27 protein-coding genes are annotated in these 25,648 nt (G+C 41.2%); 5 read left to right on the top strand and 22 right to left on the bottom strand.

Translation table 11 applies throughout. The features are described 5' to 3' along the window. Positions 1–193 precede the first annotated feature (193 nt). The gene (locus ACVA53_RS13325) at positions 194–718 is read right to left on the bottom strand and encodes a hypothetical protein (protein ID WP_446505351.1); all 525 of its coding nucleotides are present in this window, start codon (positions 716–718) and stop codon (positions 194–196) included. 288 nt (positions 719–1,006) lie between these two features. Here ACVA53_RS13325 and ACVA53_RS13330 point away from each other — a divergent pair, with 288 nt between their 5' ends. Further along, positions 1,007–1,954, top strand: coding sequence for a hypothetical protein (locus tag ACVA53_RS13330; protein WP_446505352.1), 948 nt, complete (start codon positions 1,007–1,009; stop codon positions 1,952–1,954). Between the two features lie 170 nt (positions 1,955–2,124). Here the strand turns inward: ACVA53_RS13330 and ACVA53_RS13335 are convergent, their stop codons facing one another. Both ACVA53_RS13335 and ACVA53_RS13340 read right to left on the bottom strand, forming a co-directional pair. Continuing rightward, on the bottom strand, positions 2,125–2,814 hold the full coding sequence (locus ACVA53_RS13335) for an RraA family protein (RefSeq protein WP_446505353.1): 690 nt from the start codon (positions 2,812–2,814) through the stop codon (positions 2,125–2,127). A gap of 214 nt (positions 2,815–3,028) precedes the next feature. Continuing rightward, entirely contained in the window at positions 3,029–3,280 is a 252-nt protein-coding gene (locus tag ACVA53_RS13340; RefSeq protein ID WP_446505354.1) for a hypothetical protein, read from the bottom strand. 937 nt (positions 3,281–4,217) lie between these two features. Here ACVA53_RS13340 and ACVA53_RS13345 point away from each other — a divergent pair. Together ACVA53_RS13345 and ACVA53_RS13350 are read left to right on the top strand one after the other, a co-directional pair. Then, a complete protein-coding gene (locus ACVA53_RS13345; protein ID WP_255042929.1) occupies positions 4,218–5,681 on the top strand; it encodes a cobyric acid synthase in 1,464 nt (487 codons plus the stop codon). A 62-nt stretch (positions 5,682–5,743) separates the two neighbouring features. Then, positions 5,744–6,283 carry a GNAT family N-acetyltransferase gene (locus ACVA53_RS13350; RefSeq protein WP_255042907.1) on the top strand — a complete coding sequence of 180 codons (540 nt, stop codon included), beginning with the start codon at positions 5,744–5,746 and terminating at the stop codon, positions 6,281–6,283. A gap of 79 nt (positions 6,284–6,362) precedes the next feature. Here ACVA53_RS13350 and ACVA53_RS13355 read toward each other — a convergent pair whose 3' ends face one another. The 4 genes from ACVA53_RS13355 to ACVA53_RS13370 all read right to left on the bottom strand — a co-directional run bounded on the left by ACVA53_RS13355 (position 6,363) and on the right by ACVA53_RS13370 (position 9,757). After that, the gene (locus ACVA53_RS13355; protein WP_255042928.1) at positions 6,363–7,256 is read right to left on the bottom strand and encodes an amino acid ABC transporter permease; all 894 of its coding nucleotides are present in this window, start codon (positions 7,254–7,256) and stop codon (positions 6,363–6,365) included. A 27-nt stretch (positions 7,257–7,283) separates the two neighbouring features. After that, positions 7,284–8,060 (bottom strand): transporter substrate-binding domain-containing protein, encoded by a 777-nt coding sequence (locus ACVA53_RS13360; protein ID WP_373689562.1) that lies wholly within the window; start codon positions 8,058–8,060, stop codon positions 7,284–7,286. A gap of 118 nt (positions 8,061–8,178) precedes the next feature. Beyond that, on the bottom strand, positions 8,179–9,009 hold the full coding sequence (locus ACVA53_RS13365) for an amino acid ABC transporter permease (RefSeq protein WP_446505355.1): 831 nt from the start codon (positions 9,007–9,009) through the stop codon (positions 8,179–8,181). Between the two features lie 10 nt (positions 9,010–9,019). Next, the gene (locus ACVA53_RS13370) at positions 9,020–9,757 is read right to left on the bottom strand and encodes an amino acid ABC transporter ATP-binding protein (RefSeq protein ID WP_255042904.1); all 738 of its coding nucleotides are present in this window, start codon (positions 9,755–9,757) and stop codon (positions 9,020–9,022) included. 288 nt (positions 9,758–10,045) lie between these two features. Between ACVA53_RS13370 and aroG the strand changes: the two genes are divergently transcribed. Then, the gene (gene aroG, locus ACVA53_RS13375; RefSeq protein WP_255042903.1) at positions 10,046–11,098 is read left to right on the top strand and encodes a 3-deoxy-7-phosphoheptulonate synthase AroG; all 1,053 of its coding nucleotides are present in this window, start codon (positions 10,046–10,048) and stop codon (positions 11,096–11,098) included. A 57-nt stretch (positions 11,099–11,155) separates the two neighbouring features. On the opposite strand, the gene ACVA53_RS13380 is transcribed toward aroG, so the two are convergent. From ACVA53_RS13380 to ACVA53_RS13450, 15 genes are all read right to left on the bottom strand, one after another. Next, positions 11,156–12,247, bottom strand: a complete 1,092-nt coding sequence (locus tag ACVA53_RS13380; RefSeq protein WP_255042902.1) for a tetratricopeptide repeat protein — start codon at positions 12,245–12,247, stop codon at positions 11,156–11,158. Positions 12,248–12,269: 22 nt separating this feature from the next. Further along, positions 12,270–13,235, bottom strand: a complete 966-nt coding sequence (locus tag ACVA53_RS13385; protein ID WP_446505356.1) for a type II secretion system F family protein — start codon at positions 13,233–13,235, stop codon at positions 12,270–12,272. Position 13,236: 1 nt separating this feature from the next. Next, positions 13,237–14,208, bottom strand: a complete 972-nt coding sequence (locus tag ACVA53_RS13390) for a type II secretion system F family protein (protein ID WP_255042900.1) — start codon at positions 14,206–14,208, stop codon at positions 13,237–13,239. Continuing rightward, entirely contained in the window at positions 14,208–15,584 is a 1,377-nt protein-coding gene (locus ACVA53_RS13395; protein ID WP_255042899.1) for a CpaF family protein, read from the bottom strand. The genes ACVA53_RS13390 and ACVA53_RS13395 overlap by 1 nt, the downstream gene beginning before the upstream one ends. A 2-nt stretch (positions 15,585–15,586) precedes the next feature. After that, complete coding sequence (locus tag ACVA53_RS13400; RefSeq protein ID WP_446505357.1) at positions 15,587–16,822, bottom strand: AAA family ATPase; 1,236 nt, start codon at positions 16,820–16,822, stop codon at positions 15,587–15,589. An 8-nt stretch (positions 16,823–16,830) separates the two neighbouring features. After that, positions 16,831–17,316, bottom strand: a complete 486-nt coding sequence (locus ACVA53_RS13405; protein ID WP_446505358.1) for a TadE/TadG family type IV pilus assembly protein — start codon at positions 17,314–17,316, stop codon at positions 16,831–16,833. Further along, the gene (locus tag ACVA53_RS13410) at positions 17,316–17,762 is read right to left on the bottom strand and encodes a TadE/TadG family type IV pilus assembly protein (protein WP_255042896.1); all 447 of its coding nucleotides are present in this window, start codon (positions 17,760–17,762) and stop codon (positions 17,316–17,318) included. The genes ACVA53_RS13405 and ACVA53_RS13410 overlap by 1 nt, the downstream gene beginning before the upstream one ends. Next, on the bottom strand, positions 17,762–19,057 hold the full coding sequence (locus ACVA53_RS13415; RefSeq protein WP_446505359.1) for a pilus assembly protein TadG-related protein: 1,296 nt from the start codon (positions 19,055–19,057) through the stop codon (positions 17,762–17,764). Before ACVA53_RS13415 ends, ACVA53_RS13410 begins: the two co-directional genes overlap by 1 nt. Before the next feature lie 32 nt (positions 19,058–19,089). Beyond that, positions 19,090–19,344, bottom strand: a complete 255-nt coding sequence (locus ACVA53_RS13420; protein WP_255042894.1) for a hypothetical protein — start codon at positions 19,342–19,344, stop codon at positions 19,090–19,092. Between the two features lie 9 nt (positions 19,345–19,353). After that, a complete protein-coding gene (locus ACVA53_RS13425) occupies positions 19,354–20,823 on the bottom strand; it encodes a type II and III secretion system protein family protein (RefSeq protein ID WP_446505360.1) in 1,470 nt (489 codons plus the stop codon). A 24-nt stretch (positions 20,824–20,847) separates the two neighbouring features. Next, the gene (cpaB, locus tag ACVA53_RS13430; protein WP_255042892.1) at positions 20,848–21,627 is read right to left on the bottom strand and encodes a Flp pilus assembly protein CpaB; all 780 of its coding nucleotides are present in this window, start codon (positions 21,625–21,627) and stop codon (positions 20,848–20,850) included. Beyond that, positions 21,620–22,948: an AAA family ATPase gene (locus ACVA53_RS13435; RefSeq protein ID WP_255042891.1), complete on the bottom strand. Its 1,329-nt coding sequence runs from the start codon at positions 22,946–22,948 to the stop codon at positions 21,620–21,622. Before ACVA53_RS13435 ends, cpaB begins: the two co-directional genes overlap by 8 nt. A gap of 18 nt (positions 22,949–22,966) precedes the next feature. Beyond that, positions 22,967–23,473 carry an A24 family peptidase gene (locus ACVA53_RS13440; protein ID WP_446505361.1) on the bottom strand — a complete coding sequence of 169 codons (507 nt, stop codon included), beginning with the start codon at positions 23,471–23,473 and terminating at the stop codon, positions 22,967–22,969. A gap of 60 nt (positions 23,474–23,533) precedes the next feature. Further along, entirely contained in the window at positions 23,534–23,773 is a 240-nt protein-coding gene (locus ACVA53_RS13445; protein ID WP_446505362.1) for a Flp family type IVb pilin, read from the bottom strand. A 290-nt stretch (positions 23,774–24,063) separates the two neighbouring features. Beyond that, positions 24,064–24,582 carry a DUF4136 domain-containing protein gene (locus ACVA53_RS13450; protein ID WP_446505363.1) on the bottom strand — a complete coding sequence of 173 codons (519 nt, stop codon included), beginning with the start codon at positions 24,580–24,582 and terminating at the stop codon, positions 24,064–24,066. Between the two features lie 514 nt (positions 24,583–25,096). On the opposite strand from ACVA53_RS13450, the gene ACVA53_RS13455 reads away from it, so the two are divergent. Further along, on the top strand, positions 25,097–25,600 hold the full coding sequence (locus ACVA53_RS13455) for a hypothetical protein (protein WP_255042887.1): 504 nt from the start codon (positions 25,097–25,099) through the stop codon (positions 25,598–25,600). The last annotated feature ends 48 nt before the right edge of the window (positions 25,601–25,648 follow it).

The following is a 25,648-nucleotide window of genomic DNA, read 5'->3' on the forward strand; positions in this document are numbered from 1 at the left end:
TTGTTGGCTTGCTAACTTTTTGAAGTCGATATTATTGAGGCTATCCATAGCGATGTGACTGTCTGAAAGAGTAACCTCAATTAGATCATATTTTTACTTAGATTGGTATAACCTGTGCATAAAATTTGCTGAAGAAAACCTTGTCTTTTTCGCTGAACAGATTGAGCAAGATATCACTGAGACCTGTATTAACTTAGACTGCCATCTGCCGAGGGCCATAAACACGAGTCAAATTAAGTTGACCACTACAGTCTCCCTTGGTGTACGTTTTTACCTCCACTTCTTGGTCTGACTTATCCCGTTTCTTTGATAGTGCCTTGAGTACTTGAGCGGCATCATCCACAGTTAAAAAAAAGCCTCTTATTATTTTCTCAAAGATGGCGAACCGCGAGCCAACTTGAGCACCAGCACGAGCAGCAGCATTAAGTCCTACCAGACCGAATATGGCATCCATGTAGACAGATAACCATAGGGCAAAGATAATCAGCACAATATCCAATTTTAAATGCCACAGCACAGCACCAAACCTCTTTATCCCATAGTAGGAAGAGGATCTGCTAATTGATATCCATTCCAATAAACCATGCACGGCTACAACAATCACAAGCCAAAACATAGAGATGGTCATGCTCAAAACAATGGCAGAACTAACGTAGAGTAGCGTAAAGAGCCATTTATCATCATGGTCATTGACCCATTCTATAATGTTGTGTTTCAAAGAACTCTCCTTGTTATCTTTGAATATATGAAATGACGTTATCCGGAAACATCTTTGCAGGTCAAATATAGTGACATGGAAAGTGAGGTTAATCATTCCTGTCTGTCGAATTGAATAACCACCGACTTGATAGACACGCCAGAGTTGGATTCACTACTTCACGGTGAGTAGTCATCTTAACGCTCACAGAAAGAGTGCATTAACAGTGTGGTTATTCCCTTGAGTGCAACTAGTATTATATATGGTGTCTATTCGTTCTACTGCAACTGATCATGGAGGTCATTTAGTATGAAACACACAGATGAAATTGAATTCTTTGACTCAGATGACATTGAAGTACTCAATGCGAAACATATTAACGCGTTGTCACCTGACGAAAAATCTGCTTTGATTAGTGCCGAAGCAAGGCTGAAAAGCAGTCATATCGAAAAGCAACGTCTCATGAGTATGTATACTGATGAGATTAAGCAATCTGGAAAAACACTGGGCTTTAAGCATCAAAAAGCCTCAACGTCGAAAAAAGAGTTCATAGAGAAATCTCAGGATCCTAACTACTTCAAACACTTGGCTGGGATTAAAGAATATTTCGAGTCTAATGAGAACCTAATCGCTTTCAAAAACACTGGCGGTCTTTTTAACGCGGGTGTGTGCTGGTGGCATTCGCGCTTGCAGCGCGCTGCGTTATACCTTACCACATACAGGCCAAATGAACCGAAATGCTCCAAGAAAGAAGCAAAAAAGATCATCCGCAACCTAATAAAAGGCAAAGAGGTCTCAGAGATTAGCGGGTTCAATAACTTTGCTGAGTTTTCAATCGAATTCAAAGAGGAAATTCAGAAGTATTTAAATCTATGGCAGCTTTTTGATGGTGTCCTGCTTTGGCAGTGGATCAATGGACTTTCTGGTAGTTATGAGACAACACCTGAAAAGCTAAAAAAGTACATGGATGAGATCTATGAAGAGGTAGCGGTTAGAAAAAGAGTAGCTTACGTAAAATTGCAAATAAAAGGGATCGATTCTCATGCATTATTAATCACTGAAATTGAAAAAAACTCCAATGGTCAGGGGTACATCTTTAATTTCATTGATAGCAACAGTCCTGATTCAGCTTTTACTACTAACTATACCTACGGACAAACTTACCTACACCTATACAATAAATCCGTACCGTATCTGCAAAGAGAGGATGATATCGATAAGTTTCTAAGTGCAATCGATGAGTACAGCACTAGCTGATGATCCTGGCCAGCCACATATAGGATGGCTGGATTAGAAAGCGGGGAGCAGGTCATGACCTTGTGATCAATGCTGACCTAGAGCTGCTGATGGTTTGCTTAAAATCATCTCACTGATAAAAGGCAAACGCAAAATCGATAAGCACTGCGCTTGCCTCTTTACAATACTAATTACATAATCCCGAACTTTTGGAAAGCCTCGACAGTTGTCATACCTTGTTCCAGAGCTTGAAGCACTTCATTTTCACCCTCAGCCTTCTCAAATGCTCCCTGAAAGGCTTCGGTTGCCGCTTCTTGTGGGATAACCAGGACACCATCTCGGTCTCCAAAAATAATGTCGCCATTTTTGACTGATACACCATCAACTTCAATAGGTACTCGCCAGTCAATAACCTTTCCTCGCACGCCTTGATCTTGGGCATAACTCCCAAAGGAGGCAACAGGAAAATTAAGACGTTCAATCTCGTTGGTGTCCCGATGAAAGCCATGCACAACTGCGCCTGCAGCACCACATTGTAAAGCACGGGTTGACATTAGCCCTCCCCACAATGCATAACGGTGTGAGCTGCCTGAACAGATATACACCTCGTTCTCTTTCAGGTCATCGAGGGCTTCAAACATACGACCAAATGGTTGTTGAGTGATTTCAGAGTGACCGGGGTGATCGCCGTAAAAATCTGCTTCGAGTACCGGCATGGCACGGCCAATGATCACCATATCATTCCGTATCGGTTTCAATTGAGGTGATAGAAATTGATGGTGGTATCCCATTTTATCTAAAATATCACCGACCCAAGCGACAAATAACTTCTCTTTGGCCAACTTGAATAACTCAGTATCATTGTTCCATTTCATAGACATTTATTCTCCTTAAATTGTTCTTTCTTCTTTTAATTGCATCAAAACTTCTTCCGGGTCGAAATCCTCCCATCTGGTAGATAGGCTCACAATCACACCACAGAGAATTGCCATGACTAATGCCGGTACAGCAGGGTTCACTTAGATGCACAATAATAGTTCGAAGTTGCAGTCTTCAACCTGTTTTCAGTTGTCTATTGGTTAACGCTACTGATCACTAATATTGTTTAACATGCCTAACTGGTGCCACGTACCGACTCCCCTCGGGCAGTTTACAACCGTTGATGAAGACAACTACGTCATTAAGGCTATACCGCTTAAGGTTTCCGACCTGGTAAGTAGGGCAGAAGAACACCCCAGTGTTAACTAGTTTATCAAACATTTCTTCAGTTATATCGAGCATGCGAGCAATGGTTTCTCCTGAAACGAGCATGATTTCTTCTACTGTTTGGTACTTTGTATTCTCCATGTGTTTCGCCTCGCTGGTTGTGTTTACTTCACTATATCTCTTGCTCGATATGTTTGAAGGATGAGATGTCGGGGTAAATATGAATGGAGTATGAGCGGACAACTCATTAGTTAATTTAGGGGTGGATATATAGAACGCCGCACCATTTAACTGGATTATATAGCCTCCTTAGTTAGGAAAGTTCAAAGCGATTTTCAGTCTGAATTTCCTAAAATCTATCCGAATATTTTTGTCCTACTTCATAAGTGATTGATTTTAAAGTACTGGTACACGTCCGACCGGGCATCATCTAAAGTAAAAGCTTACAAGTTCACTTGTATTAAAAAATTTGTTTTAAGCAAAGCCAAGTTTTTCACTTAGTGTTATGTGTTGATATCTAATTTCGGATTGTTTGTGAGTGGCCCTAGGCTGTTTTCGCTTAGGCAGAAGGGCATGTTATTTTTACAAACAGATTCCTTTATTTGACTTCACCGTCATTGATATACGCTGCACATCAACAATGCGATAGTGATAGCGGTTAACAATTTTGTAGGCAGGTAAGTCAAAAGTATCACGCTGAATCCAAACATAAAGTGTGAGCATGTAAGAGGGGGGGAGTTAACGTTTGAATATTTCCATTGATGTTTGTTCCTGTTGCGTAGGAAATTATATGCCTATGAGTGCCTATGAGTGCCTATGAGTGCCTATGAGTGCCTATGAGTGCCTATGAGTGCCTATGAGTGCCTATGTGGGTGGTAAAGTTATAGTCTAATCCATTATGGTATGATGCAATTTCTAATAATGAGCAACAATTTGTACCAAATCTTCTGTGTACCAAAAAGTGTACCAAATAATCTACAGTCAGAAATTTTGGATTGAATTCAATGTGATTGATTAGATGCTCATATTTTTTTTCCTCTTATGGTCTGGAGTTAAATTGTTGAATAATAAGTGCTTAATGGTTCAGGGAACCACCTCTGACGCAGGTAAAAGTGTGCTGGTGGCAGGGCTGTGCCGTGTATTAGCACGTAAGAATATTAAAGTCGCCCCATTTAAGTCACAAAATATGGCACTAAACAGTGCGGTAACCAAAGATGGTGGAGAGATCGGCCGTGCACAAGCGGTACAGGCGCAGGCGGCAAAGATTGAGCCGACAGTACACATGAACCCGGTATTATTAAAACCGAATACCGATATTGGTGCGCAGGTTATCGTTCAGGGCAAGGCTTTGGCTGATATGGATGCAGTGGGCTATCACAACTATAAAAAAGTGGTGTTAGGCCCGATCATGGAGTCTTTCGGTATTCTTCAGCAAGAATACCAAACCGTTATTATCGAAGGGGCGGGCAGTCCAGCCGAGATTAACTTGCGTGAAAATGATGTTGCCAACATGGGATTTGCCGAAGAGGCTGATGTACCGGTGATCATTGTGGCAGATATCGACCGTGGCGGCGTGTTTGCGCATCTTTATGGCACACTAGCCTTACTGTCGGAAAGCGAGCAAGCACGGGTAAAAGGTTTTGTGATCAACCGGTTCCGCGGTGATATCAAATTGCTGGAGGGGGGACTGGAATGGCTGGAGCAAAAAACCGGTAAGCCAGTGTTGGGGGTTCTACCTTATCTGCATGGCCTGATGCTGGAGGCTGAGGATGCGATTGATGTTCAGCAGGTAGATGCAGACGGTGATCAATTAAGGGTGTCGGTACCAGTGCTAACCCGTGTCAGTAATCATACTGACTTTGACCCTTTGCGCATGCACCCGCAAGTAAATATGCAATTTATCGGTAAAGGTCAGCAAATTCCGCCATCTGATCTTATTATTATTCCAGGGACTAAAAGTGTTCGCAGTGATTTGGACTACCTTAGGGAGCAAGGTTGGGACCAACAAATTGCCCGTCATCTTCGCTTAGGCGGTAAGGTGATGGGTATTTGTGGTGGTTACCAGATGCTGGGTGAATCTATTGCGGACCTCGATGGTATTGAAGGTGAGCCGGGTACAAGCTGGGGTCTTGGATACTTATCAGTTTCGACAGTATTGGCCCCTCATAAACAGCTGAAGCAAGTAACAGGCAGCCTGACAATACCAGATCAGGATAGTGTTCCTGTCAGAGGCTATGAAATCCATGCTGGCGTGACAGAAGGTGTAGATCAAGATGCGCCAATTTGTCTAGCTGGCAACAAAGACGGCAAGTTTGGTATTGATAACCAGGTGTTTGGTACTTACTTGCACGGTATTTTTGAGCAACAAGAAGCCTGTGATGCTATTTTAAAATGGGCTGGTCTAACTTCAACGTGTTCGCCGGATTTTAATTTGATCCGTGAACAGGGCATCGACCGAGTTGCTGATATGCTCGAGGAGTATATGGATTTTGCAACGCTATGGCCGGGATGGTCAGAACAATTTGGCAAAAAGGAGAGCTAACCCCTCCTTTTGTTAATCACTGAGCCTAGGCCGAGATATGAGCTAGGCTCTGAGAAAGAGGGATGAATATGATTTTAGATGTGTCGCCGAGTATTAAAACTCAACGCCTTTATATCAGACCCTGGGATGAAGACGATATTGCTGGCTTATACCGGATAATGTCCAATCAATCAGTTCATACCTTTACGGAAGAAAAACCTTGGTCTGAAGAAAGGGCGAGGCATGAGTTACAGAAACTCCATGTTGATCTATCAATGGGTAATGGTCGCCGCGGTTACTTTAACTGCCCGCTAATTTTATCTGACTGCGATACCTTGATTGGCCGAGTGGGATTGCATCCCTATGGCGATAATGAATCCACCGCTGAAATTGAATGGGTGATTTGTGAGGATCATTGGCATCAAGGTTATGCAACTGAAATCGGTCGGGCGATATTAGAATACGGCTTTCGCGAGGCCGGCTTTCACAGCATTATCGGCTTTACCTGCATTCGCAATATGTCAGCACGTCAGGTAATGAAAAAAATAGGGATGGAACACATTGGAGACAGAGAGTTACATCACAGAAAGCTCAGTGTATTTCAAATAAAAAGGGAGCCATAAGTTGGCTCCCTTTTGTTTTTCAGTTATTCGCTTCAGTGCGTTTTTACACAACCCATGCTAACTGCTGCCTGATATGTATTTATCGTATCGGGTGATGCTTTTGAGAGTGTTTTTCAAGATAACTGAATAGTACTGAGAGACCAAAGCACAGGATGAGATAACCTGCACCAACCAACAGCCAAATTTCGAATATCAGACCCGATGAATTGGCAATTTCACTGCCAACAAAGGTTAGCTCCTGAATGGAAATCAGCGAGATAATGGATGAATCTTTAACTAAGGAAATGAACTGGCCTGCCAGTGGCGGTACGATACCACTTAAAGCCTGTGGAAAAATGATAAACCTGAATCTGTCTAATCGTGATAGGCCGAGCGAATCAGCGGCTTCCCACTGTCCCTTGGCAATAGCATCGATCCCAGAGCGAACGATTTCAGCGATATAAGCTGCTGCAATGAGCCCCACACATAGGATCCCTGAGAATAAGTTTTCCCACAGTTTGGCTGGACCAAATAAGAAGGACTGCCAAGAGCTGATATCAGTTGGGGTATTTCTCAATACGCTTTCTAAACCCAGGGCTGGAACCAACTGGCTAGAAATGAAAAAGTAGAAGATAAATACAAACACCAGTGGTGGGATATTTCTCACCAGCTGAATATAGGCCTGTGCTGGTAACCTCAAGAAGAACCATGATGAACGGCGGGCTAAACCTAACATTAAGCCGAGTAAACCAGCAAAAACCATACCCCATAGGCTAAGGCGTAATGTTGCCAATAGTCCTTGAAAGAAGTATGGAAGTTCACCGTTGCGACCAGGTGTCATTACGAGAGTAAAAGCTTTATCCCAGTTCCATTGATAATGTATTCCAGCGGATGAACGGTACCAAAGCCAACCAACAGCCGCGACAATTAGCAGGATTAGCACTGCATCCAATTTGCTTAGTTTTAGTCGTGCCGGGAAATTGATTCCCGGCATGACTTGGGTCTTTGTTTGCGACAACACTTATTGTCCTTGTGCGATCTGGTCTTCCCAATCTAAGGTAGTGAACCAGTAATCATGGCGCTCTTTCAACCAGCCGTCTTCGGTACGGAGTAAAATCCAGTTGTTGAAGAAATTAAGCAAGTCAAACTCACCGTGCCGGATAGCAAAAGCTTCAGAACCACGGCTCAAACGCTCATCAAAAGGGATATACAGCTTGTTACTGTACTGAATTGCCATGTGCTCAGGTTTCGGCGATGAGGCGAGGGCAGCGTGGGCATTGCCATTCAATACTTCTTGGAAGGCCTGTGCTTCATCATCAAACTGGCGTAGTTTTGCTTTTGGGAAGTACTTTTTCGCTGTTTGTACGGTAAAAGCACCGCGGCGTACGGCTAGGGTAACACTACGTTTGTTGTAGTCTTCAAAACTTGATTTATCTGCGGCAAGATCTTTGTGGGCGGCAAGCTGAACACCTGAGTGTGCGTATGGGCTGGTAAAAAGCACGCTCATGTTGCGTTCTGGTGTAATAGATAAGCCACCGATAATAACGTCGAATTTACCCGCTAGCAACGCAGGGATAATGCCATCCCAAGCTGTTGGGATAAACTCCAGTTTGAGTCCAGCATCTTTTGCCAAACGGCGGGCAACATCGACTTCAAAACCAACGAGTTCGCCTTGCTTGTCTCTCATCGCCCATGGGACGAATGTCGACAGCCCCACCCGAAGTGTTCCGCGTTCTTTAATTTCAATAAGCGCACTTTTATCAGCGGCTGTCGAGACGGTGGCCATTGTCAGCGCCATAACAGCAATAAATGCTGATAGTAATCGTTTCATGCTTCCTTTCTCCTTGTACGAATGTTTTGTTGATGATTGCTTTGTGAGTGTTGTTTTACTTGTATTTTATTGGTTAATCATTGGCTTAGTGTGATGGTGTGTTGAGCCGATGAGCAAGCCAAGCTGCTAGGCCCGATAGTGTCAGGGTGACCACAAGGTATATACCTGCAACAGTAAACCAAACTTCGAAAGGCATAGCGGTATCCGCGACAATATTTCGCCCTTCGGTTGTAAGGTCGAATATGGCCATCACACTGACTATCGACGAATTTTTGACAAGAGAAACCGCTTCATTGGTTAGCGGTGGCAATATGCGCTTAATCACTTGCGGTAAAATAACAAAACGATAGCTATCTATAGTGGATAAACCTAGGCTATTACTCGATTCGAACTGTCCTTTATCAATATTTGTTAATCCGGCTCGAAAAATCTCTGCTGTATAAGCGCCTTGGAAAAGAGATAGTGCCAATACCGCTGTTGTAAACCTCTCAAGCCCAAGGACTGGGCCGAAAACGAAATACAACAAGTAGATTTGAACCAATAAGGGAGTGTTTCGAATCAGTTCGATATAACATTTAGCAATGCCTCGGCCCACAATGGAATCAGATAGACGAAGTAATGCGACCACCAAACCAATGGCTAACGTAAAAAATAAACTAACAGCAGAGATGTTCAAAGTGACCTTTAGTCCTTCTAATAACTCTGCAGGGAACCATTGCCCGTCTTCAAAAAACCAGAGGTATTGCGGAATGCGATACCATTGCCAGCGGTAGTTCATCGCATCCGCCCCGGTATCGAGTAACCACATCAAGAAGAAAGCCACTAGGCCAACTTGCAATAACCCCGAAAAGAAAGGTTTGGAAATACGGCCCATAACGTGAAACCACCGTGATGAACCAACAACATTCTGAACCATAGTTAAGCCCTTAATAACTTAAGATCTGTTCAAGGAAAAGTTGAGTTCTCGGATGTTTAGGCGCATCAAATAATTGTGCTGGTGGGGCAACCTCTACAATTTCGCCTTCGTCCATGAAGACCACTCGATCAGCAACTTTTCGCGCAAAACCCATTTCGTGGGTCACACAGATCATGGTCATACCTTCCTCGGCCAGTTCGGTCATGACATCCAATACTTCGCGGATCATCTCTGGGTCGAGTGCAGATGTTGGTTCATCAAACAGAAGGATATCAGGTTTCATGCACAGTGAACGGGCGATAGCCACACGCTGTTGTTGGCCGCCGGAGAGCTGTGCAGGATATTTATCTGCCTGATGAGCAATGTGCACACGTTCCAGGTACTCCATCGCTAATTGATCAGCATCTTGCTTATTCATCTTCCGGGTACGTCGGGGGGCAAGGGTGAGGTTTTCGCGTACCGTCATATGGGGAAATAAATTGAAATGCTGAAAAACCATACCCACCTGGCCTCGAATACGCTTGAGATGTTGTGCATTGAGGCTGTGACCGGCGACCTCAAGTTGCCCTTCACTGAATTGCTCAAGACCGTTGATACACCTTATCAAAGTTGACTTCCCAGAGCCTGAAGGGCCACATATAACCAGCTTTTCCCCGCGGGTAATGGTCAAATTGATGTTCTTTAGTGCCTGGAAATCTCCATACCACTTATTGATGTTCTGAAACGAAATAACAGTTTCTTTGGTCATCCAGACCGCTCCAAAGAGAAGGTTTTATGAGCCTATGTTATTGCTTTGTAATGTGGAATTCAAAGAGATGAACCGATTATAGGCATATAATTGTGAAATCAAGCCTATTACGCATCATGTTGATTAAATAGCCACCGTTTTGAAAAAAAATCACCAAATTGGCTAATTAGCGTTTGCACTGCACATAAAAGACAGATAAGTTAAAGTCAATTGGATTTGGAATATACTGTCAACGAAACTTGTAATTTTAAGTTTACAGTTGATGGGTGCGTAAATTAGGAAGTAACAATGCATAAAACCGATGATGTTCGTATTCGCGAAATTAAAGAACTTCTCCCTCCAGTTGCAGTACTGGAACGTTTCCCTGCAACTGAAAATGCGTCTGAAACGGTATATCAAGCTCGCCAATCGATTCATAAAATCCTCAATGACGAAGATGACCGTCTGTTGGTCATTGTCGGCCCTTGTTCTATTCATGATACAAAAGCGGCATTGGAGTATGGCCAGAAGCTAAGAGCGCTTCGTGAAGAGCTGAAGGGTGAACTTGAAGTTGTTATGCGTGTTTACTTTGAAAAGCCACGTACAACGGTTGGCTGGAAAGGGCTTATTAATGACCCATACATGGATAACAGCTTCCAGCTAAATGATGGCCTACGTATTGGCCGTAAGTTGCTGTTAGACCTGACTGATATGGGTGTACCAACAGCAGGTGAATTTCTAGATATGATCACACCACAGTATATGGGTGATCTGATCAGCTGGGGGGCAATTGGCGCTCGTACCACTGAATCTCAGGTTCACCGTGAGCTGTCATCAGGCCTTTCATGTCCAGTAGGTTTCAAAAACGGTACTGATGGCAACATCAAGATTGCAACTGATGCAATTGGCTCGTCAAGCGCACCTCACCATTTCCTGTCAGTTACTAAATATGGCCATTCTGCGATTGTTTCGACTGCTGGTAACGAAGATTGCCACATCATTTTACGTGGTGGTAAAGAGCCAAACTACAGCCAGGAACACGTGAATGGCATTACAGAGCAGCTTGAAAAAGCCGGTCTGCGTCAAAAAGTGATGATTGACTTCAGTCACGCAAACAGCCTTAAACAGTACCAGCGCCAGTTATTGGTTTCTGAAGATGTTGGCAGCCAGATTGCAGCAGGCAATAAAGCTATCTTCGGTGTAATGATTGAAAGCCACCTTGTTGAAGGTCGTCAGGATATCGTTGAAGGACAAGAGCCGACCTATGGCCAGAGCATCACAGATGCGTGTATCGGTTTTGATGACACTGAGAAGGTACTTCGACAACTAGCTGGTGATGTGAAGAAGCGTCGCGAAAAGTAATTTTTGCAATATATCGAAAAATAAAAAGCCTGATTAAAATCAGGCTTTTTATTTTATCTAGTGGGTTGTATCGGTAATTGAATAAACGGTAGTTTGAGTTTGGTTGCTATCTCTATATTTAGACAATTTCACTGCCGGTGCTGATATTTGTAGCTTTTGGGCTCGCTTGAGGTTCTCTTGGGCTTTTGCATAGAATGTTGGGCTTGTATTAACTGCTCTTTCTAGATAGTTAATGGCAGACTCGTAATCCCCCTCTAACATGGCAAAGTATCCAATATCGTTCAAAGCCTTTTCTCTTGGCATTACATTTGATAAAGCATCAAGGGCATCTTCATATTGCTTTGACTTTATATAAGTAAGTCCAAGGTTAGACCATGCTCGTTTATTGTTAGGGTATAGCGTAGTCGTTCTTCTATTTATAATTTCTGATTGCTTTAAATTACCGTCTAAGTAATAAGAGTATCCAAGGTTAGTCAATGCTTTTTCAGAACGATTGTTAACACTTAAAGCGGTTAGATAAATTTGTTGAGCAGGTTTATGCTTGGCATCAAGATCGGATATTATACCAAGACCGATATATGCACTTAAGGGAGAATTACTATCAATCAATAAGCGTTGAGAGAATAGGTCTTTTTCTGAATCCCAATCAGATTTTCCTTGCCTTTGCTGATCCATCTTTATGGCTCTTAGAAGTTGTTTTTTTGCATTGTCTTGCTCGCCAAGCTTTAGCTCTACAATGCCAACAGAAGCCGCATATTGAATGTTATCTTCGGCAATGAGAGCCGCTCTTGTATAGGCAAGTTTTGCTAGTTCGAAATTCCCTCTTTGTTGGTGGATATAGCCAATCTTATAAAAGGCTTGATCAGCATATTCTTGGGAGGGAAAGCTTAAGGCTCGTATATATTCATATAAAGCGAGATCAGAGTCATTGGCTAAGTAAGCTTGATCACCTCTAAGTAATGCTTCTTTTGCATTCTCAGGAGGAAAGTCACCTGTTAGCCCTAACGTGGATTTTCCTTCATAAAGCTCATGGTTAAAATCTACGCTGTCATTGGTAGAGGCTGTATTATTACTTGAACAGCCGACGAGAAGAGATGATGCTATCGAAAAAATAATTATTTTATTATTGAACAATTTTTTAGCACTCATTATTAAACATCCTTTTACTTGGCTAACGGCCTGCAAACATATCCAATACCTTTACGATAGCAGGGCCTACAGCAACTGCAAAAAAACCTGGCCAAATGCAAGTTACTAATGGAAAAATCATTTTCGTTCCTATTTTGGCGGCTTCTTCTTCTGCTCTTTGCATACGCCGGTCCCGAAATTCATCAGCATAGTCTCTCAATGTATCACCCATGCTTGAGCCAAGTTTTACAGACTGGGTTATTATACTGATTAGACCTTGAAGTTCAGTTAATCCTGTCCTTTCAATAAATTGGTTGAGTGCCACCGGCATTGATATCCCAACCCGAGCCTTTTGACATACAATCTGTAGTTCTTGGCCAAGAGCCGGAGATATAGAGTCAATTTCTTTTGCCACCCTGTTTAATGCTGCTTGGAACCCTAAACCAGCTTCAGTTGAGACGACTAATAGGTCAAGGGCATCAGGGAAGGCGTTCCTCAGATCTTTAGTTCGCTTGTCAGCTAATTTTTTTAAGAACATATTAGGTAGGTAAGAGGTGACAGCGACTGAAAGCAAGATATAAAACACAACTTTCTGCGTAGTCAGCTCAGGTATAAATTTAGTTACAATGATTGAGGTAACTAATGCCAATAAAGATAAGATGATTTTAATTGCGTAGAAAGATGTTAATGCCGAGCTTTTTTCATAACCTGCATGCATCAATAACTGTTTTGTATTGAGCTGTTCAGCTTTTGATTTAGGGGTGACATATTTCTCTATCGATTCGAGGTTGTTTTTCTGCTCTGTTTGCAAACTGCCGGTAAACTGGGGCTTATTGATACTCGATATTGTATTTAAACGGCGTTTTAAGGGCGTTGTTGAATTATTTATGAGAATGCTAATACTGATTGTAAAAGCTACAGCACTCAAAAAAGCGAGGCCCAAAAAAAGCCACTTTGATATGTTTTCATCACCTATATAGGTATTTAATACACTGACCAGATACTCCATACTAAACCTCTATACGTAGTAATTTACGAATCCAGAAAAGGCCAAGCGTCATTAAGATAGCTGTTACCGTTAATACAGTGTGGCCTCTTTCCGACTCTAACAATGGAGCAATGTAGCCCGGGTTACTGACATATAGCATCAAAAATAGAACAAAAGGGACCATCATTAGTACCCACGCTGACATTCTTCCCTCTGCTGAAAGTGTTCGAACTTTCCTCATTAGCCTGAAACGGCTGCGGATAACCGCCGATATTTTATCTAGAGTTTCAGCTAAATTACCACCTGTTTCTTTTTGAATTACGACAGCGCTGTTAAAAGCAAGTACGCTTACAGAAGGGTTGCGCTGTGCTAGGTTAGCGAGTGCGACTTTAATATCGACACCATAATTGAGTTCAACGAAAGTTTTTCCAAATTCAACTGAGATAGGGGGAGGCATTTCTTCACTGACAGTTTTCATAACTTCAGTAAAAGGGTATCCAACAAGCAAAGCACGTTTCATTACATCCAATGCTTCTACAAATTGCTCTTCAAATAGATGGAGCCTTTTTTCTGTTTGTTGTTGAATAAAAACGATAAAAGCTACGATAATGATAGCTGGTGTAGCAACAGCCATTTTTAGGTTTTGTGTTATAAAAAGTACGCTGAACATGGCAAAGAATATTGTAATAGTAAGCCAGATGGCAACCTTGTATGCTTTCCAGTTGAGCCCTGCCAGTGAAAGCCTTTCACTGAGGTACTCACCAAATGCATTATTTTCTAACCAACGCTCTGTAGGTCCAAGATTATCAAGGTAACTCTTTCGTAATAAAGACTGTTGCTGTGGCTTACCAGATTCGGCGATGGCTTCAAGCTGTTTTTTCAGTAGTCGATTTCGATTTGCTCGAGTGCCAGATGCCGATATCAATATAGTTTGCGATATAACGACAACTGCAACAAACAATATAATCAAATATAGTTGTAAATTCAGATCCATTAGAAACTCCCACTGCTTGTTGAATTGAAGTAGGAATAGGGGATATCTATCCCCTTGTGTTTAAAATCATCCATAAAGGATGGAACATTCCCTGTAGCTTGATAATGACCCATGACATTACCATCTTCATCGAACCCTCTTCGGCTAAAATTGAATAATTCAGTTAAAGTGATAACATCGCCTTCCATCGCATTAACCTCGACAATACTGGTAATGCGTCGTTTACCATCTTCCATTCGGCGTAACTGAACCACTACATTAAGTGCAGATGCAATCTGAGATCGAACATTTTTAATCGGCATATTCCAACCTGCCATGGCGAACATATTTTCAATTCTGCCCAAGGCATCACGAGGTGTATTGGCGTGTATTGTTGTCATCGAGCCATCATGACCTGTGTTCATTGCTGCTAACATGTCAACAGCTTCTGCTCCACGAACTTCACCGACAACAATGCGGTCGGGACGCATTCGGAGTGAATTAATAACTAGTTCCCGCTGCCCAATTAATCCTCGGCCTTCAATGTTCGGTGGGCGGGTTTCTAATCTAACCACATGTGGTTGCTGAAGCTGTAATTCAGCGGAGTCTTCAATGGTGACAATACGCTCATTTTTTGGGATGAAAGAAGAGCAAATATTGAGAGTCGTAGTTTTCCCTGACCCTGTACCCCCTGAGATCAAAATGTTCAGTCTGCCTTTAACTATCGCTTGTAAAAAGTGAGCCATTTCTTCATTCAACGAACCGTAGTCAAGAAGCTGTTCAATTTGAAGCTTTTCAACGGCGAATTTTCGAATTGATAGCGACGGTCCATCGATTGCAAGTGGAGGTATTATCGCATTAACCCGCGAGCCGTCTTTTAATCTTGCATCAACCATAGGTGAACTTTCATCAATTCTTCGTCCAACCTGAGATACTATTTTATCGATAACATTTAATAAGTGCCTATCGTCTCGGAAAGTGGCATTGGTGGGTTCGAGCTTACCTTTACGCTCAATAAAAATTTGGCTACTAGAGTTAACCAAAATATCCGAAATCGTTTTGTCTTTTAGTAAAGGTTCTAACGGGCCTAACCCAAGAATTTCATTGCCGATTTCTTCTATAACTCGTTTACGACCATCTGCATTTAGGGGAACGTCTTTTTCCAAAAGTAGCATTGCTGACATTTCAGCAATTTGTTCATGGGCTTGGTCTAATGGCATATTTTCGAGCAAAGAGAGATCCAGTGTGTTAAACAGATCGTCAATAATGGCTTCTTTAATTAACTGCTCCTGAGGATTCACTGTATGGAATGGCGCAGCGTAATTTTCGTCTTTAGCCTCAATTTTATCTAATGGCGCTGTAATTTCTGCTGGTTTGCTTCCTTTCTTTAAGAACATATCTAACTCCTCAAGAATGTAAAGAAGCGTCTAACCCCTTTAGCTTCTATTTCTTGTTTTTCTGTAATTAGGTTAGTGACTTCTTTTAGGGATTTTACTATAGGCTTTTTCTCAAAATGTGTCGCGAGTAATTCCCCCAAGTTTGTTGAAGCACTAACAGATAGATAGTCATTGGGGACTAGCAAAACTGTTTCACAATGCAATGACTCTTTTATTTCATCAGGTGAGATTTCAAGATTTTTTGAATACCTATTTACAATGACACTAATCTGTTGACTGCTATATCCAAACAAGTGTTTCAATTTTTTTATGAGTATTGAGGCTTCTTTTATTGATGGGATGTTCTGTTGAATAACAATATAAATATTATCAGCACTTGATAGAGCTGGGTAAATGTTATTGTCCAACCCTCTAGATACATCAATGATTATATGTTGGAATCCATTTTTAATGTGTTCAAGAAACTCCCTGAATGATTCAGAGTCAAAATCAGGGACAGTATCTAATAAGTGTTCTGTACGGTTTGGAATGAATCTAAGTCCAGATTCATGTTTAGTCAATAGGCCTGATGTAGCATACTCATCTAAGGAATCAACCTGAGATAAAGCTTCACTTAATGTGTACTTTGGAGGGGTGGAAAGCAAGCTAGAGGTTGAGCCAAATTGCGCATCGGGATCGATCAACACAGTGGATTCATTTTGTAAGGCAATCATGTGAGCTACGGATGTTGATATAATTGATGATCCCATACCACCTTTAGCATTAATGAATATAGTGGTTTTACCTTGTTTTCTATTAACTGATTTCAAATTTGAACAATTGAAAATTATTTGATCTAATTCTAGTTCATCAAATGGTATCGATAAAACATCTTTTATTTCTAATTTTAAAGCTTTTTTCAAAATTTCAGCACTTGAGTCGTTTGATATTAAAATTATCGGCGTTTGATTTGATAGGTTTGATTTTATTTTTGTAGTAACAGATACCCAGTCAATATCGCCATCAATGATAATCAAGTCAGGTTTTTTAATTTCAGATTTGTTCTTTAATTGTGCACTTAAGCTAAATTGTGTAAATGTGTTGAATTTAACATTTGTCCATTGCAAGAAGTAATCAGCGAGCGGGTGTACGAAATTTTCATTCTCAGAGATTATCCAACCACTTAATGAAACAGGCAGTGGAGTCTTCTTGGTGGTAGATAAGTTATCATTTTTTGATAGGCTCGTTGTTGTATTCATAATTCACCTTAGCAATCAGTGTAACCAGTTCTAGTGACGCCGAGGCTTTCTCTCGGTAAGATAGTTTTAAAATCTGGAGCTGTGAAATTGACATCAAAAGTAGCTAAAGGGATAAGTAATGCTATTTTATAGTTGACAATTTTTGCTTCTACAAATTCAATTTGATTAAAGTTAACAGTTTCGGTTATATCGTCAGTGATTTCTAACCCGACACTATCCAAAAAAGTCAATTGTATGTTTTGAGCCGTAAAATCTGGTAAAGGAACATTATCAATAATACTGGCTAACTTGATGTCTTGTTGTTCCGATGTTGTTATCTGGCATACTGTAGCTAAGCGGGCTGTTCGACGTGAAGTTTCATTAAGTACATGCCAGGTGAAAAGCAATCTACCAAACTCAATGATTGCAAATATCAACATGAAAAATAACCCTGCAATAATAGAAAACTCTACCAGTGTGCTTCCTTTTTCCTTTTTTCTATTTAAGGATCTCATTACAGAACCCTCATTGAATAACTGGATACTAATGTGATATTCATATCAATATCATCAGTTACGAAGAAACCAGGGATAACAGCTAATACTGGCTGATAGGGGTAGCTTATTTCAACTTTTACATAATTCCCGTTTAATGAAACTTGCAGATGAGATGTGTCAAGACCGGGAAGAGAAGATGATGAACCGCCATCTACTGAACCATAGACAGCCAAATTCTTTGCTAAAATCTTATCTGAGTCAGAGATAGAGTATAAGCCTGTTGAGCCTTTTATAAGCTCCCCCGATAAGTATCTAGCACTTTCTCGGCTTAGCTTTTCTAGTTCTGCATAGGTATAAAAAGCACGGCCCATCTCAGCTATTGTAAATAGTAAGAATAAAAAGAAAGGAAGTAGAATGGTAAACTCTACAATAGCAACACCTCTGTGCCTGGAAATAAACCGCATCACGAATCTCCACTATCAGGATCAGCGAAAAGTACTATTTTATACGGACCGTCCTCATTGGGTTCTACGCTGGCATTACCGCTATTATTTCTACAATCTTGAATAAACTCACCAACAATCCACGATCCGTCGCCATTGCCGTTTTTGTTGTCTGTTGTTGTCGTTTCGCTGACTGGTTGCGATATAAAAAAGCATGCTAAACCCTGCATCTCAACTTCCATTCGCCCGCCTTTTTTTGAGGCCGTGCTGCAATCAAGAATGGGGACAGTTACGATTCTACGGAAAAAACCTTGGTTTTGGCAGGAGGATGAGTTTAGACAAGATTCATAATTTTCTGTTTGGTACTTGGCCATATACTCTGAGTAACTGTATATTTCGCTTGATGTTTTATCAGTGATATATTTACCTGCATCATCGCTGTACATGACCGCTGCAAGTTTGTCTTCGTGATAGTAGGAATTTACATCATGGATATAATCACTATCTTTAAGGCCCGGTATTTTAAAACCTTCAAATCGTGTATCCAGTGCGAGAGTAGGGCCTACCATGTTACCTGTTTCAGTCGTTATTGGTTCTCCTGCCTCTACAGTAAGGCAGCTCTCATACTTCCCAGCTAGCGCTTCTCGATAGGAATCAGCACCGGTTTGCGGGTTACCATCTGCATCTGTTAGCGTTACAGGCATAAAGTTTCCGGGCCCAAGTTCTGAAGGGTTTGATGATGAGGCTTTGAGAACATGCATTGTGCCGCTGGAATACCCAGCAATGTTGTCACTGCTTGAGTCATCTCCAGCGCAGATACTCAGTGGCACTATGTTGCAAGAACGACCAAGGCTAGAGCTTGGACCAGCCACTGCAGAAGCTCGTGTGCTCAAGTCAATATTCATTACGGAAACGAGAAAATCCGGAATATTTACATTTTCTATACGTACTCTTACGTAGGTTGAGTCTGTGGTTGCGGTACTGGTATCGAAAGGAAGTGTTTCTGAATATTCAAACGTGATAGTTGCGGACTCAAGGGAGATTGCACTAAAACCATCATATGAGAGGTTGTCGTTAATCGTCAGATTTCCTGCTGCTGTTGCTTCTGTCTGATCACCACCGAGGTCAATGGTTTTAGCTGCACTGAGTGCAGCTGCATCGGCCAGGTTCTGTAACTTACCTTTTGATAGTGTTAAGTTCCCTACATCCAGAGCCAATGCACCAGCACCAATGAGGACTGCCATAGCGAGTGTTGCAAATACCACTACAACCCCTTTTTGTTGGTTAGGTGATGTCTTTTGTCTGTTAGCTCGCATATGATGGTTCCCGCTTGAATTCATACAAGGAATTAGTCGCTTACTCCGCTGATAAGCTCTTTATTTTTTACCTTTTTTTGATCGCTGCCTTTTCGTTCACTGTTAAATGACTTACTGGCTTTTTTGCCACTGAAAGCAGGAGACCCTAAAGGAACTCTATTTTCAGCTAAAGGGTCAACGGTTTGTAATCGTTTTAATTGTTGGGTGCTTTTGCCCCACGTAGCATCACCCGCCCAAAGACTCGTGCTGGTAAATATCAGAACAAGAGTAAGTAATCGTAAGTCCATAATGTACACCTATAAGCTGTGGCCAAATTGACCTTCTGAACCCGCATTGGGTGAAAGAGTGACGGCTGATGCATTGGTTGTTGGGGCATAACCGGTTTGTTGCTTCTGCTCTTTCAGCTCACTCATACGGCCAAGCAAATAAAATTCCCAGTCATTTGGCTCTACAAATGAATCTGTCGGAAGAGTCAAATCTTGGCGTCGGACGGGCTTGGCAAGTCGAGGGGTAACTAGAATGACAAGCTCAGTTTCGCCTTTGCGAAATGACTGGCTACGGAACAATTGCCCGATTACTGGTAAGTCCCCAAGGCCAGGAAGCTTATCAACAACATCAGTGACGCTTTCATTGAGTAAGCCGGCAATACCAATCGTTTGTCCATTGCCGAGTTCTACCGTGGTTTTAGCACTACGTTTAGAAAGAGCAGGGACAAAGAATTGAGATGCTGTGCCACCTGGAGAAACAGTTACCGCATTGGTATTGGTGATTTCACTGACTTCAATATTCAATGCTAAGTTAATACTGTCAGGGGAGGATACTGTAGGAACAAACTGCAAACCGACACCAAATTCTTTGAATTCGATAGTAATGTTTTCGTCATTGGGAACGGGGATAGGAAATTCACCCCCTGATAAAAATTCTGCTGTTTCACCGCTTAATGCCGTTAATGTGGGTTCGGCCAAGATTTTTGCTAGGCCATTTGTTTTCGCAATACTGAATGCAGCACTGAATAAAGTACTACCACTGAGGTAACTGGCAAACAATCCGTTATCTTCAATATCCAAGCTTCCAGAAATAGCGTTACTTATAAAGTTTCCTGCATCATCAACTGGTGGTACGACTGGTATACTCGCACCGCCATTGACGCCACCCCAGGTCCAGTTACTATTATTTCTTGCGAAAACAAAGTTTGAGTCAAACTCCCTAATGAGCGAACGCTGAACTTCTGCAACGGTGACTTCCAGCATAATTTGATGTGAACCACCGACATTCATCAAGTTAATAATGCCAATGTCATCACCGGTAAAGGTATTGGCTATTTCTACTGCCATCGCAATTTTTTCAGCACTTGAAACATCACCACTGAGTACCAGTTTGTTTTGACTGGTATAGACTGAGATTTTCTCTTGTGGCATAAATTCGTATAGCTTGGCTTTTAGAGCATTTAGGTCATGAGTCACTTCTACATCAAGTACTGTTATCAGTCTGCCTCGGGAATCCCAAACGATGACATTAGTTGTACCAAGCTGCTTGCCAAGCACATAAATTTTATTGGAGCGTAATATGAGTATATCTGCGACATCAGGGTTACCGACTGATATCTTTTTGGCACTACCAGGTATTTCGACGAGACGTGATTTATTATGTGGGACAGATATGGATTGTGTTCGAGCAGCAAAGCTATAACTGCTAAATACAAATAAGCATATCAATATGGCTATGTATAGTATGGGGCTAGGTATCTGAAATTTATTAACTTCCATATTCATTTCTCCTAAGATTACCGGTTATATGCGAACATTGACACGGCTAGTATCTGTCCCTTTTATGATGGTGACACTATCTGTAGTCCTTCTATAAACCCGTGGTTTTTCTTCAGGATCATTTGGGTTACGCAGTGAAAGTTGTAACTCACCCTTAGATTTGGATGTAATTAAAGACTCTGCTTGCCTAGGCGTCAGTTCTAAAGTGACTGCTCTTACTATGATAGGTTTAGATTCGTCAGTTCTGGCGGTTTGGTCTACAGCCAAAATTTTGATTTTTTTCAGTACTGTTTGAGCTCGGCTAGTGGATTTTTGCGCTGAGATAACATCAACATAATCACCAGGGAGCAAAAATCCGGCAACACCAATCACGTCATTGACCCTAATGGTCACCGCTCGCATCTTAGGTGAAATAAGCGCAGCTAACGTTGTCCCTTCTCCTGGTGAAACTAATCGCTCGTTACGAAGAAGATCGCCGGCAAAAATTTCGTTGCGTGCGAGCTTACCGATAACTTCAGTTATTGATGAGAAGCCCGTGTTTATAACAAGATCCTCAGGATAATATTCTAACTTTACATGCTTAGCCTCTAGCGGCGTACCTAATGGTATATTATTCTGTGCTACGACTCTGGGTACCCGTGGCTCTTCTTTGATTACTTCGATACGCTCTGGCTCAACGGTAACGGGGGGATTTGTAGATATTGCTGCTTGCTTTTTCTCAATCCAATTATTAGCAAGGAATAACGCACCAAGCCCCATAAAAATAGAAATTGAGAGCATAAGAAGAATTTTAACTTTACTCATAAGAGCTAACCTCTGCCTCATTATTTACGAAGTAGCACTCCCAAACTGTTCTTATTAACTCAGGAGTAATAACTTCTTGTAATTGATAAAAGTTTATCTGATTGCTACACATGGCAACTAAGTCTCGTGGATAGCAGGGTAATAATGGTACGTTACAAGGTATATGGAGCTGTTCTATTACGTACTCAATAGCTCCTGAAGCATTAGACAGTGCATGTTTTTGACATTCTCTCAGCCAAAGTGTGGTGTAATCATCAATTGAAATTGGACCAAAATTAATTTTGTAACCAATACGTCTTAAAAAAGCATCATCTGCAAGTTTGGCAGGGTGAATATTAGATGAAAAGACTAATACTTGCTCAAATGGGATATCAAAGTGATCCCCAGAGCATAATGAAAGGTAATCAATACCTTCCTCCAGTGGTATGATCCACCGGTTCAAAATGGCATCGACGGACACTTTTTGTCGACCTAAGTCATCAATGAGTAGAATCCCGTTATTTGCTTTCATTTGCAAAGGAGCGCGATTAACCCTGTGCGCGTGATCCATAGTCACTTCTAGCATGTCAGCGGTAAGCTCTCCGCCGACTACGACTTCTGGACGATGGCACAGCACTAACCGGTTGTCATAACCATCATCAAGTAACAATGAATCAGACTGTTTAGGGGCCGGTGTATGAATGATAGGGTCGAATAACTGAACGATTTGATTACCAATACTTACAGCATAGGGGATATATACATGATTACTGAACAGGCGTACAAGTCTTCTTGAAATATACGTTTTACCTGTACCCGGTAAACCATAAATAAAAATTGCTCTACCTGAATTCAAAGCGGGACCAACAGTACCGACGATGTTTTCTGGTAGGATTAAATCATCAAGACCTGTTCTCAGTATTTCTGGAGAGATTCTTTCATTCTTGGTGGTTTGTTTTAGTACTAATTTTTTATAGTGCTCGAGTGAGATGGGGGCAGGGCCTAGGTAGCCATCTCGTTGTAATTCATGGTGTGCAAGGTTACGCCCTTTGTCTGTTAGGCCATAGCGTATGCTATTGGAGAAACGTCCGTCAGATCTTACTTCAACAAAGGCTTCAGCTTTTTGCTTCTGTAATAATTGCTCGACGATATTACCGCTTAATCCTAACTTTTTGGATAGATTAATAATATCTTCATCTGTTGTTTGTGACAAATGCTTTATTAATAGTATATCTAGTAGGCGAGAAGAAATTCCTGTTTGCTCAACATTTTTTGGCTTGAGAGTTAAAGATTCCTGAGTGCCCAGCAATCTTTTATTAAGCAAGGAAGTATTTATATTCATGTCAATTAACTCTCATTGTCAAAAAAGATAAAAATGGCAATATACGGTAGCTAAAAGAATAGCCCCCCCCATTGGTACAGCACTATGAGCGATGGTGTTTTTTTGAGGCTTAAAGTAATGATGGGATTTAACTGAGTCATACCAACGGGTGAGCATTGGTCTTAATTCCCCATAACAAGATAATCTGAGTAAGGCCAGTAACCCTGAGAAGGCAATTGAGGTTGCGATTAAAATTACAGCGTTGTAAGGTCCAATAAAAACACCAAGAGATGCTAATAATTTAGCATCTCCTGCGCCAAATAAACCAAAATGGTATAATAATATGCTAATGCTTAGTGCAACAAATAAACCAATTAATGCATTAGTCGTGATAACTAATACATTGGAATTAGTTTCAACTATGCCAAATAGTATTTGTATAAAACCAAGTGAAATCAAAATTAAAATAATTTCATTTGGAATCTTACAATGCTTCATGTCATATAAAGCAGCATAATATACGATTAAAATAATTGGCATACTCATAACGCATTCTACCTTGCTTGCGGATATATAATTATTTTTGCAAACAAAAAATATCTATTATCAACCAGCATCAGCACCAGCATCAGCACCAGCATCAGCATCAGCACCAGCACCAGCACCATTGGCGTTTTCTAGAGTCGATTCAAGGCCATCTATTGTGTTACCGACCTCTTCACCCAAATTGGTAAAAGCGGTAACAACAGCGGATGCCACAAGTGCACCAGCTACTGCATATTCAACCGTTGTTAATCCTTCTTCATCATGATAAAAATCAACGAGAAACTGCTTCAATGATTTCATGTTGTTACTCTCTTAATACAAAGTTATTGTTGAAATTTTGTCTTCCGACACTGTAAATTTAGTAACGAGAAACAAAAAATCAAAAACAAATTATTACTTTTTTGTGGTATTTATTATTTTTACTTCTTGTTTGTTTTTAAGTGTATGATTTGTAAGGTTTGGAGGGGTTATCATATTCTTTAAAGTGTCTCACTAATAAGAAAATATGAATTCGATTGATTGTTTCTGAGATTATCGATGATTTGTCTTAAGTATGAGAAATTATCGTTTTGTCTAAATTAATGAATATATTAATTAGGTGGGTATTCTTTAAACATTTCATTGATTTGGGTATCAATGAATGTTTTTCGAGATGATGGAGTCATGGTCTCGGTAAGTCGGCGCTGAGAGGCTGAGCGCCATACAACACTATTGGTTTTTGTATCAATAAGTTCGACAACTATTTTTCCATAACGGTATTCTCTAATCTGTGTCGGTGTTGAATAAGCAATGCCAGCACTACGATGCCTGTACCCAAAGCCGAATGACGTGCCGTAGGTTTGAAAGTCACTTTGCTCAACAATAGAGTGTCTAATTAATAAGTCACCATTTTCATTGACGCCAGTGAGGCCTTTAGTATAAAGCTGAGTGGTAATAGCATCCTCAATCCTACTGCCATCTAAGGTTGTCGCTTGGGTGGTTGAGAAGGGGGCAAACTCGTAGGTCTTGTAATTACTGTAATTAACAGCGGCATTATAATCGGTGACTACATCTTTGGTGCAGCCAATAGTAACGAGGATAAATAATATTATAATTAATGGCTTAAACATACAAAGACCTATACCAGCTTGTATACAGACGCGTTGAAAGCTAAAGTTTAGAATGTATTTTCACTAATGATGAATCCATCGTTAAACTCGACCGAAATAGGCGATGTATCCTTTAGCTTATTATGAATATGTAAGCTATGCGGAAATTGGCAATAGATCTCATACTCTTTGTGTAACCCATTGTCTAGAAAAGCATCCAGTACCTCTGTGGTATCTGCAATTAATAATCTTGAATGGGGCTCTAAGTACATATCTGACTCACATCACACTTTTGATTCAATATGTTTAAGCATAGCTTAGCGATGTGCAATTGCTTACAAGTAAGGTGAAAGGAGGGCTAATTGCTTAAGCAGGATAAATTGAATGATAGGAATGAGATAGAGGTAAGTAGAAATTCTCACTATGCTTAATGAATAAAATAAAAGCGTAACCCACTGACAATTAACGCTTCAACGTTGATTTAAAAGCATGATGTCTATTCAGTCGGTAATGTTAGGTAAGAGAAGGTGTGGATATGGGGAAAACAGGTGTGGTACTCATTAGTTGTTTGCTGGTGAGTGCCTGTAGTGGTCAGCGTTATTCAAAGCCCACCGTTAATGAAAGCAAAGATATTGCCAGTCTTTCGGCCCAATATGTTAACGCGACAAGAGGTGGAGGGTGGGACTTTACTTCACTGATCCCCGGAAAGGTTTATCATCCGCGTGATGGCTACATCCATTACCAGCGTTTATGGTGCTTGGATGAAAGTAAAGGATCAATTGAAGACTTCCATAGGTTTATTGCCGACGTTTGTGATAGTAAAGGCGGTGAGATGGCTGAAGACTGGTGTATCTCTGGCAGTCATACATACCCTTTATTCAAGGCAACGATAGAGACCACAGGGACTAAATGTTCTGGCGGGGATGTGGCTGCAAGTGTAGATACCATTGAGCCCATCTCATCCTCAACAACGTCCGAATGGCGGTTACTTGCGGAGAAAAAAGGATTTGTGCCAGCCACAAAGCTGAATACCCAATGAGGTGCTTTGTTGAATTTGTGTTAATGTTCATAATGTAACTGGACAGAC

Source organism: Photobacterium sp. DNB23_23_1 (assembly GCF_052873815.1).

Coding starts and splice junctions, on each gene's coding strand:
- ACVA53_RS13330 (WP_446505352.1), top strand. CDS start 1,007: ATGAAACACACAGATGAAATTGAATTCTTTGACTCAGATGACATTGAA.
- ACVA53_RS13335 (WP_446505353.1), bottom strand. CDS start 2,814: ATGTCTATGAAATGGAACAATGATACTGAGTTATTCAAGTTGGCCAAA.
- ACVA53_RS13340 (WP_446505354.1), bottom strand. CDS start 3,280: ATGGAGAATACAAAGTACCAAACAGTAGAAGAAATCATGCTCGTTTCA.
- ACVA53_RS13345 (WP_255042929.1), top strand. CDS start 4,218: ATGGTTCAGGGAACCACCTCTGACGCAGGTAAAAGTGTGCTGGTGGCA.
- ACVA53_RS13350 (WP_255042907.1), top strand. CDS start 5,744: ATGAATATGATTTTAGATGTGTCGCCGAGTATTAAAACTCAACGCCTT.
- ACVA53_RS13355 (WP_255042928.1), bottom strand. CDS start 7,256: ATGCCGGGAATCAATTTCCCGGCACGACTAAAACTAAGCAAATTGGAT.
- ACVA53_RS13360 (WP_373689562.1), bottom strand. CDS start 8,060: ATGGCGCTGACAATGGCCACCGTCTCGACAGCCGCTGATAAAAGTGCG.
- ACVA53_RS13365 (WP_446505355.1), bottom strand. CDS start 9,009: ATGGTTCAGAATGTTGTTGGTTCATCACGGTGGTTTCACGTTATGGGC.
- ACVA53_RS13370 (WP_255042904.1), bottom strand. CDS start 9,757: ATGACCAAAGAAACTGTTATTTCGTTTCAGAACATCAATAAGTGGTAT.
- aroG (WP_255042903.1), top strand. CDS start 10,046: ATGCATAAAACCGATGATGTTCGTATTCGCGAAATTAAAGAACTTCTC.
- ACVA53_RS13380 (WP_255042902.1), bottom strand. CDS start 12,247: ATGAGTGCTAAAAAATTGTTCAATAATAAAATAATTATTTTTTCGATA.
- ACVA53_RS13385 (WP_446505356.1), bottom strand. CDS start 13,235: ATGGAGTATCTGGTCAGTGTATTAAATACCTATATAGGTGATGAAAAC.
- ACVA53_RS13390 (WP_255042900.1), bottom strand. CDS start 14,208: ATGGATCTGAATTTACAACTATATTTGATTATATTGTTTGTTGCAGTT.
- ACVA53_RS13395 (WP_255042899.1), bottom strand. CDS start 15,584: ATGTTCTTAAAGAAAGGAAGCAAACCAGCAGAAATTACAGCGCCATTA.
- ACVA53_RS13400 (WP_446505357.1), bottom strand. CDS start 16,822: ATGAATACAACAACGAGCCTATCAAAAAATGATAACTTATCTACCACC.
- ACVA53_RS13405 (WP_446505358.1), bottom strand. CDS start 17,316: ATGAGATCCTTAAATAGAAAAAAGGAAAAAGGAAGCACACTGGTAGAG.
- ACVA53_RS13410 (WP_255042896.1), bottom strand. CDS start 17,762: ATGCGGTTTATTTCCAGGCACAGAGGTGTTGCTATTGTAGAGTTTACC.
- ACVA53_RS13415 (WP_446505359.1), bottom strand. CDS start 19,057: ATGCGAGCTAACAGACAAAAGACATCACCTAACCAACAAAAAGGGGTT.
- ACVA53_RS13420 (WP_255042894.1), bottom strand. CDS start 19,344: ATGGACTTACGATTACTTACTCTTGTTCTGATATTTACCAGCACGAGT.
- ACVA53_RS13425 (WP_446505360.1), bottom strand. CDS start 20,823: ATGGAAGTTAATAAATTTCAGATACCTAGCCCCATACTATACATAGCC.
- cpaB (WP_255042892.1), bottom strand. CDS start 21,627: ATGAGTAAAGTTAAAATTCTTCTTATGCTCTCAATTTCTATTTTTATG.
- ACVA53_RS13435 (WP_255042891.1), bottom strand. CDS start 22,948: ATGAATATAAATACTTCCTTGCTTAATAAAAGATTGCTGGGCACTCAG.
- ACVA53_RS13440 (WP_446505361.1), bottom strand. CDS start 23,473: ATGAGTATGCCAATTATTTTAATCGTATATTATGCTGCTTTATATGAC.
- ACVA53_RS13445 (WP_446505362.1), bottom strand. CDS start 23,773: ATGAAATCATTGAAGCAGTTTCTCGTTGATTTTTATCATGATGAAGAA.
- ACVA53_RS13450 (WP_446505363.1), bottom strand. CDS start 24,582: ATGTTTAAGCCATTAATTATAATATTATTTATCCTCGTTACTATTGGC.
- ACVA53_RS13455 (WP_255042887.1), top strand. CDS start 25,097: ATGGGGAAAACAGGTGTGGTACTCATTAGTTGTTTGCTGGTGAGTGCC.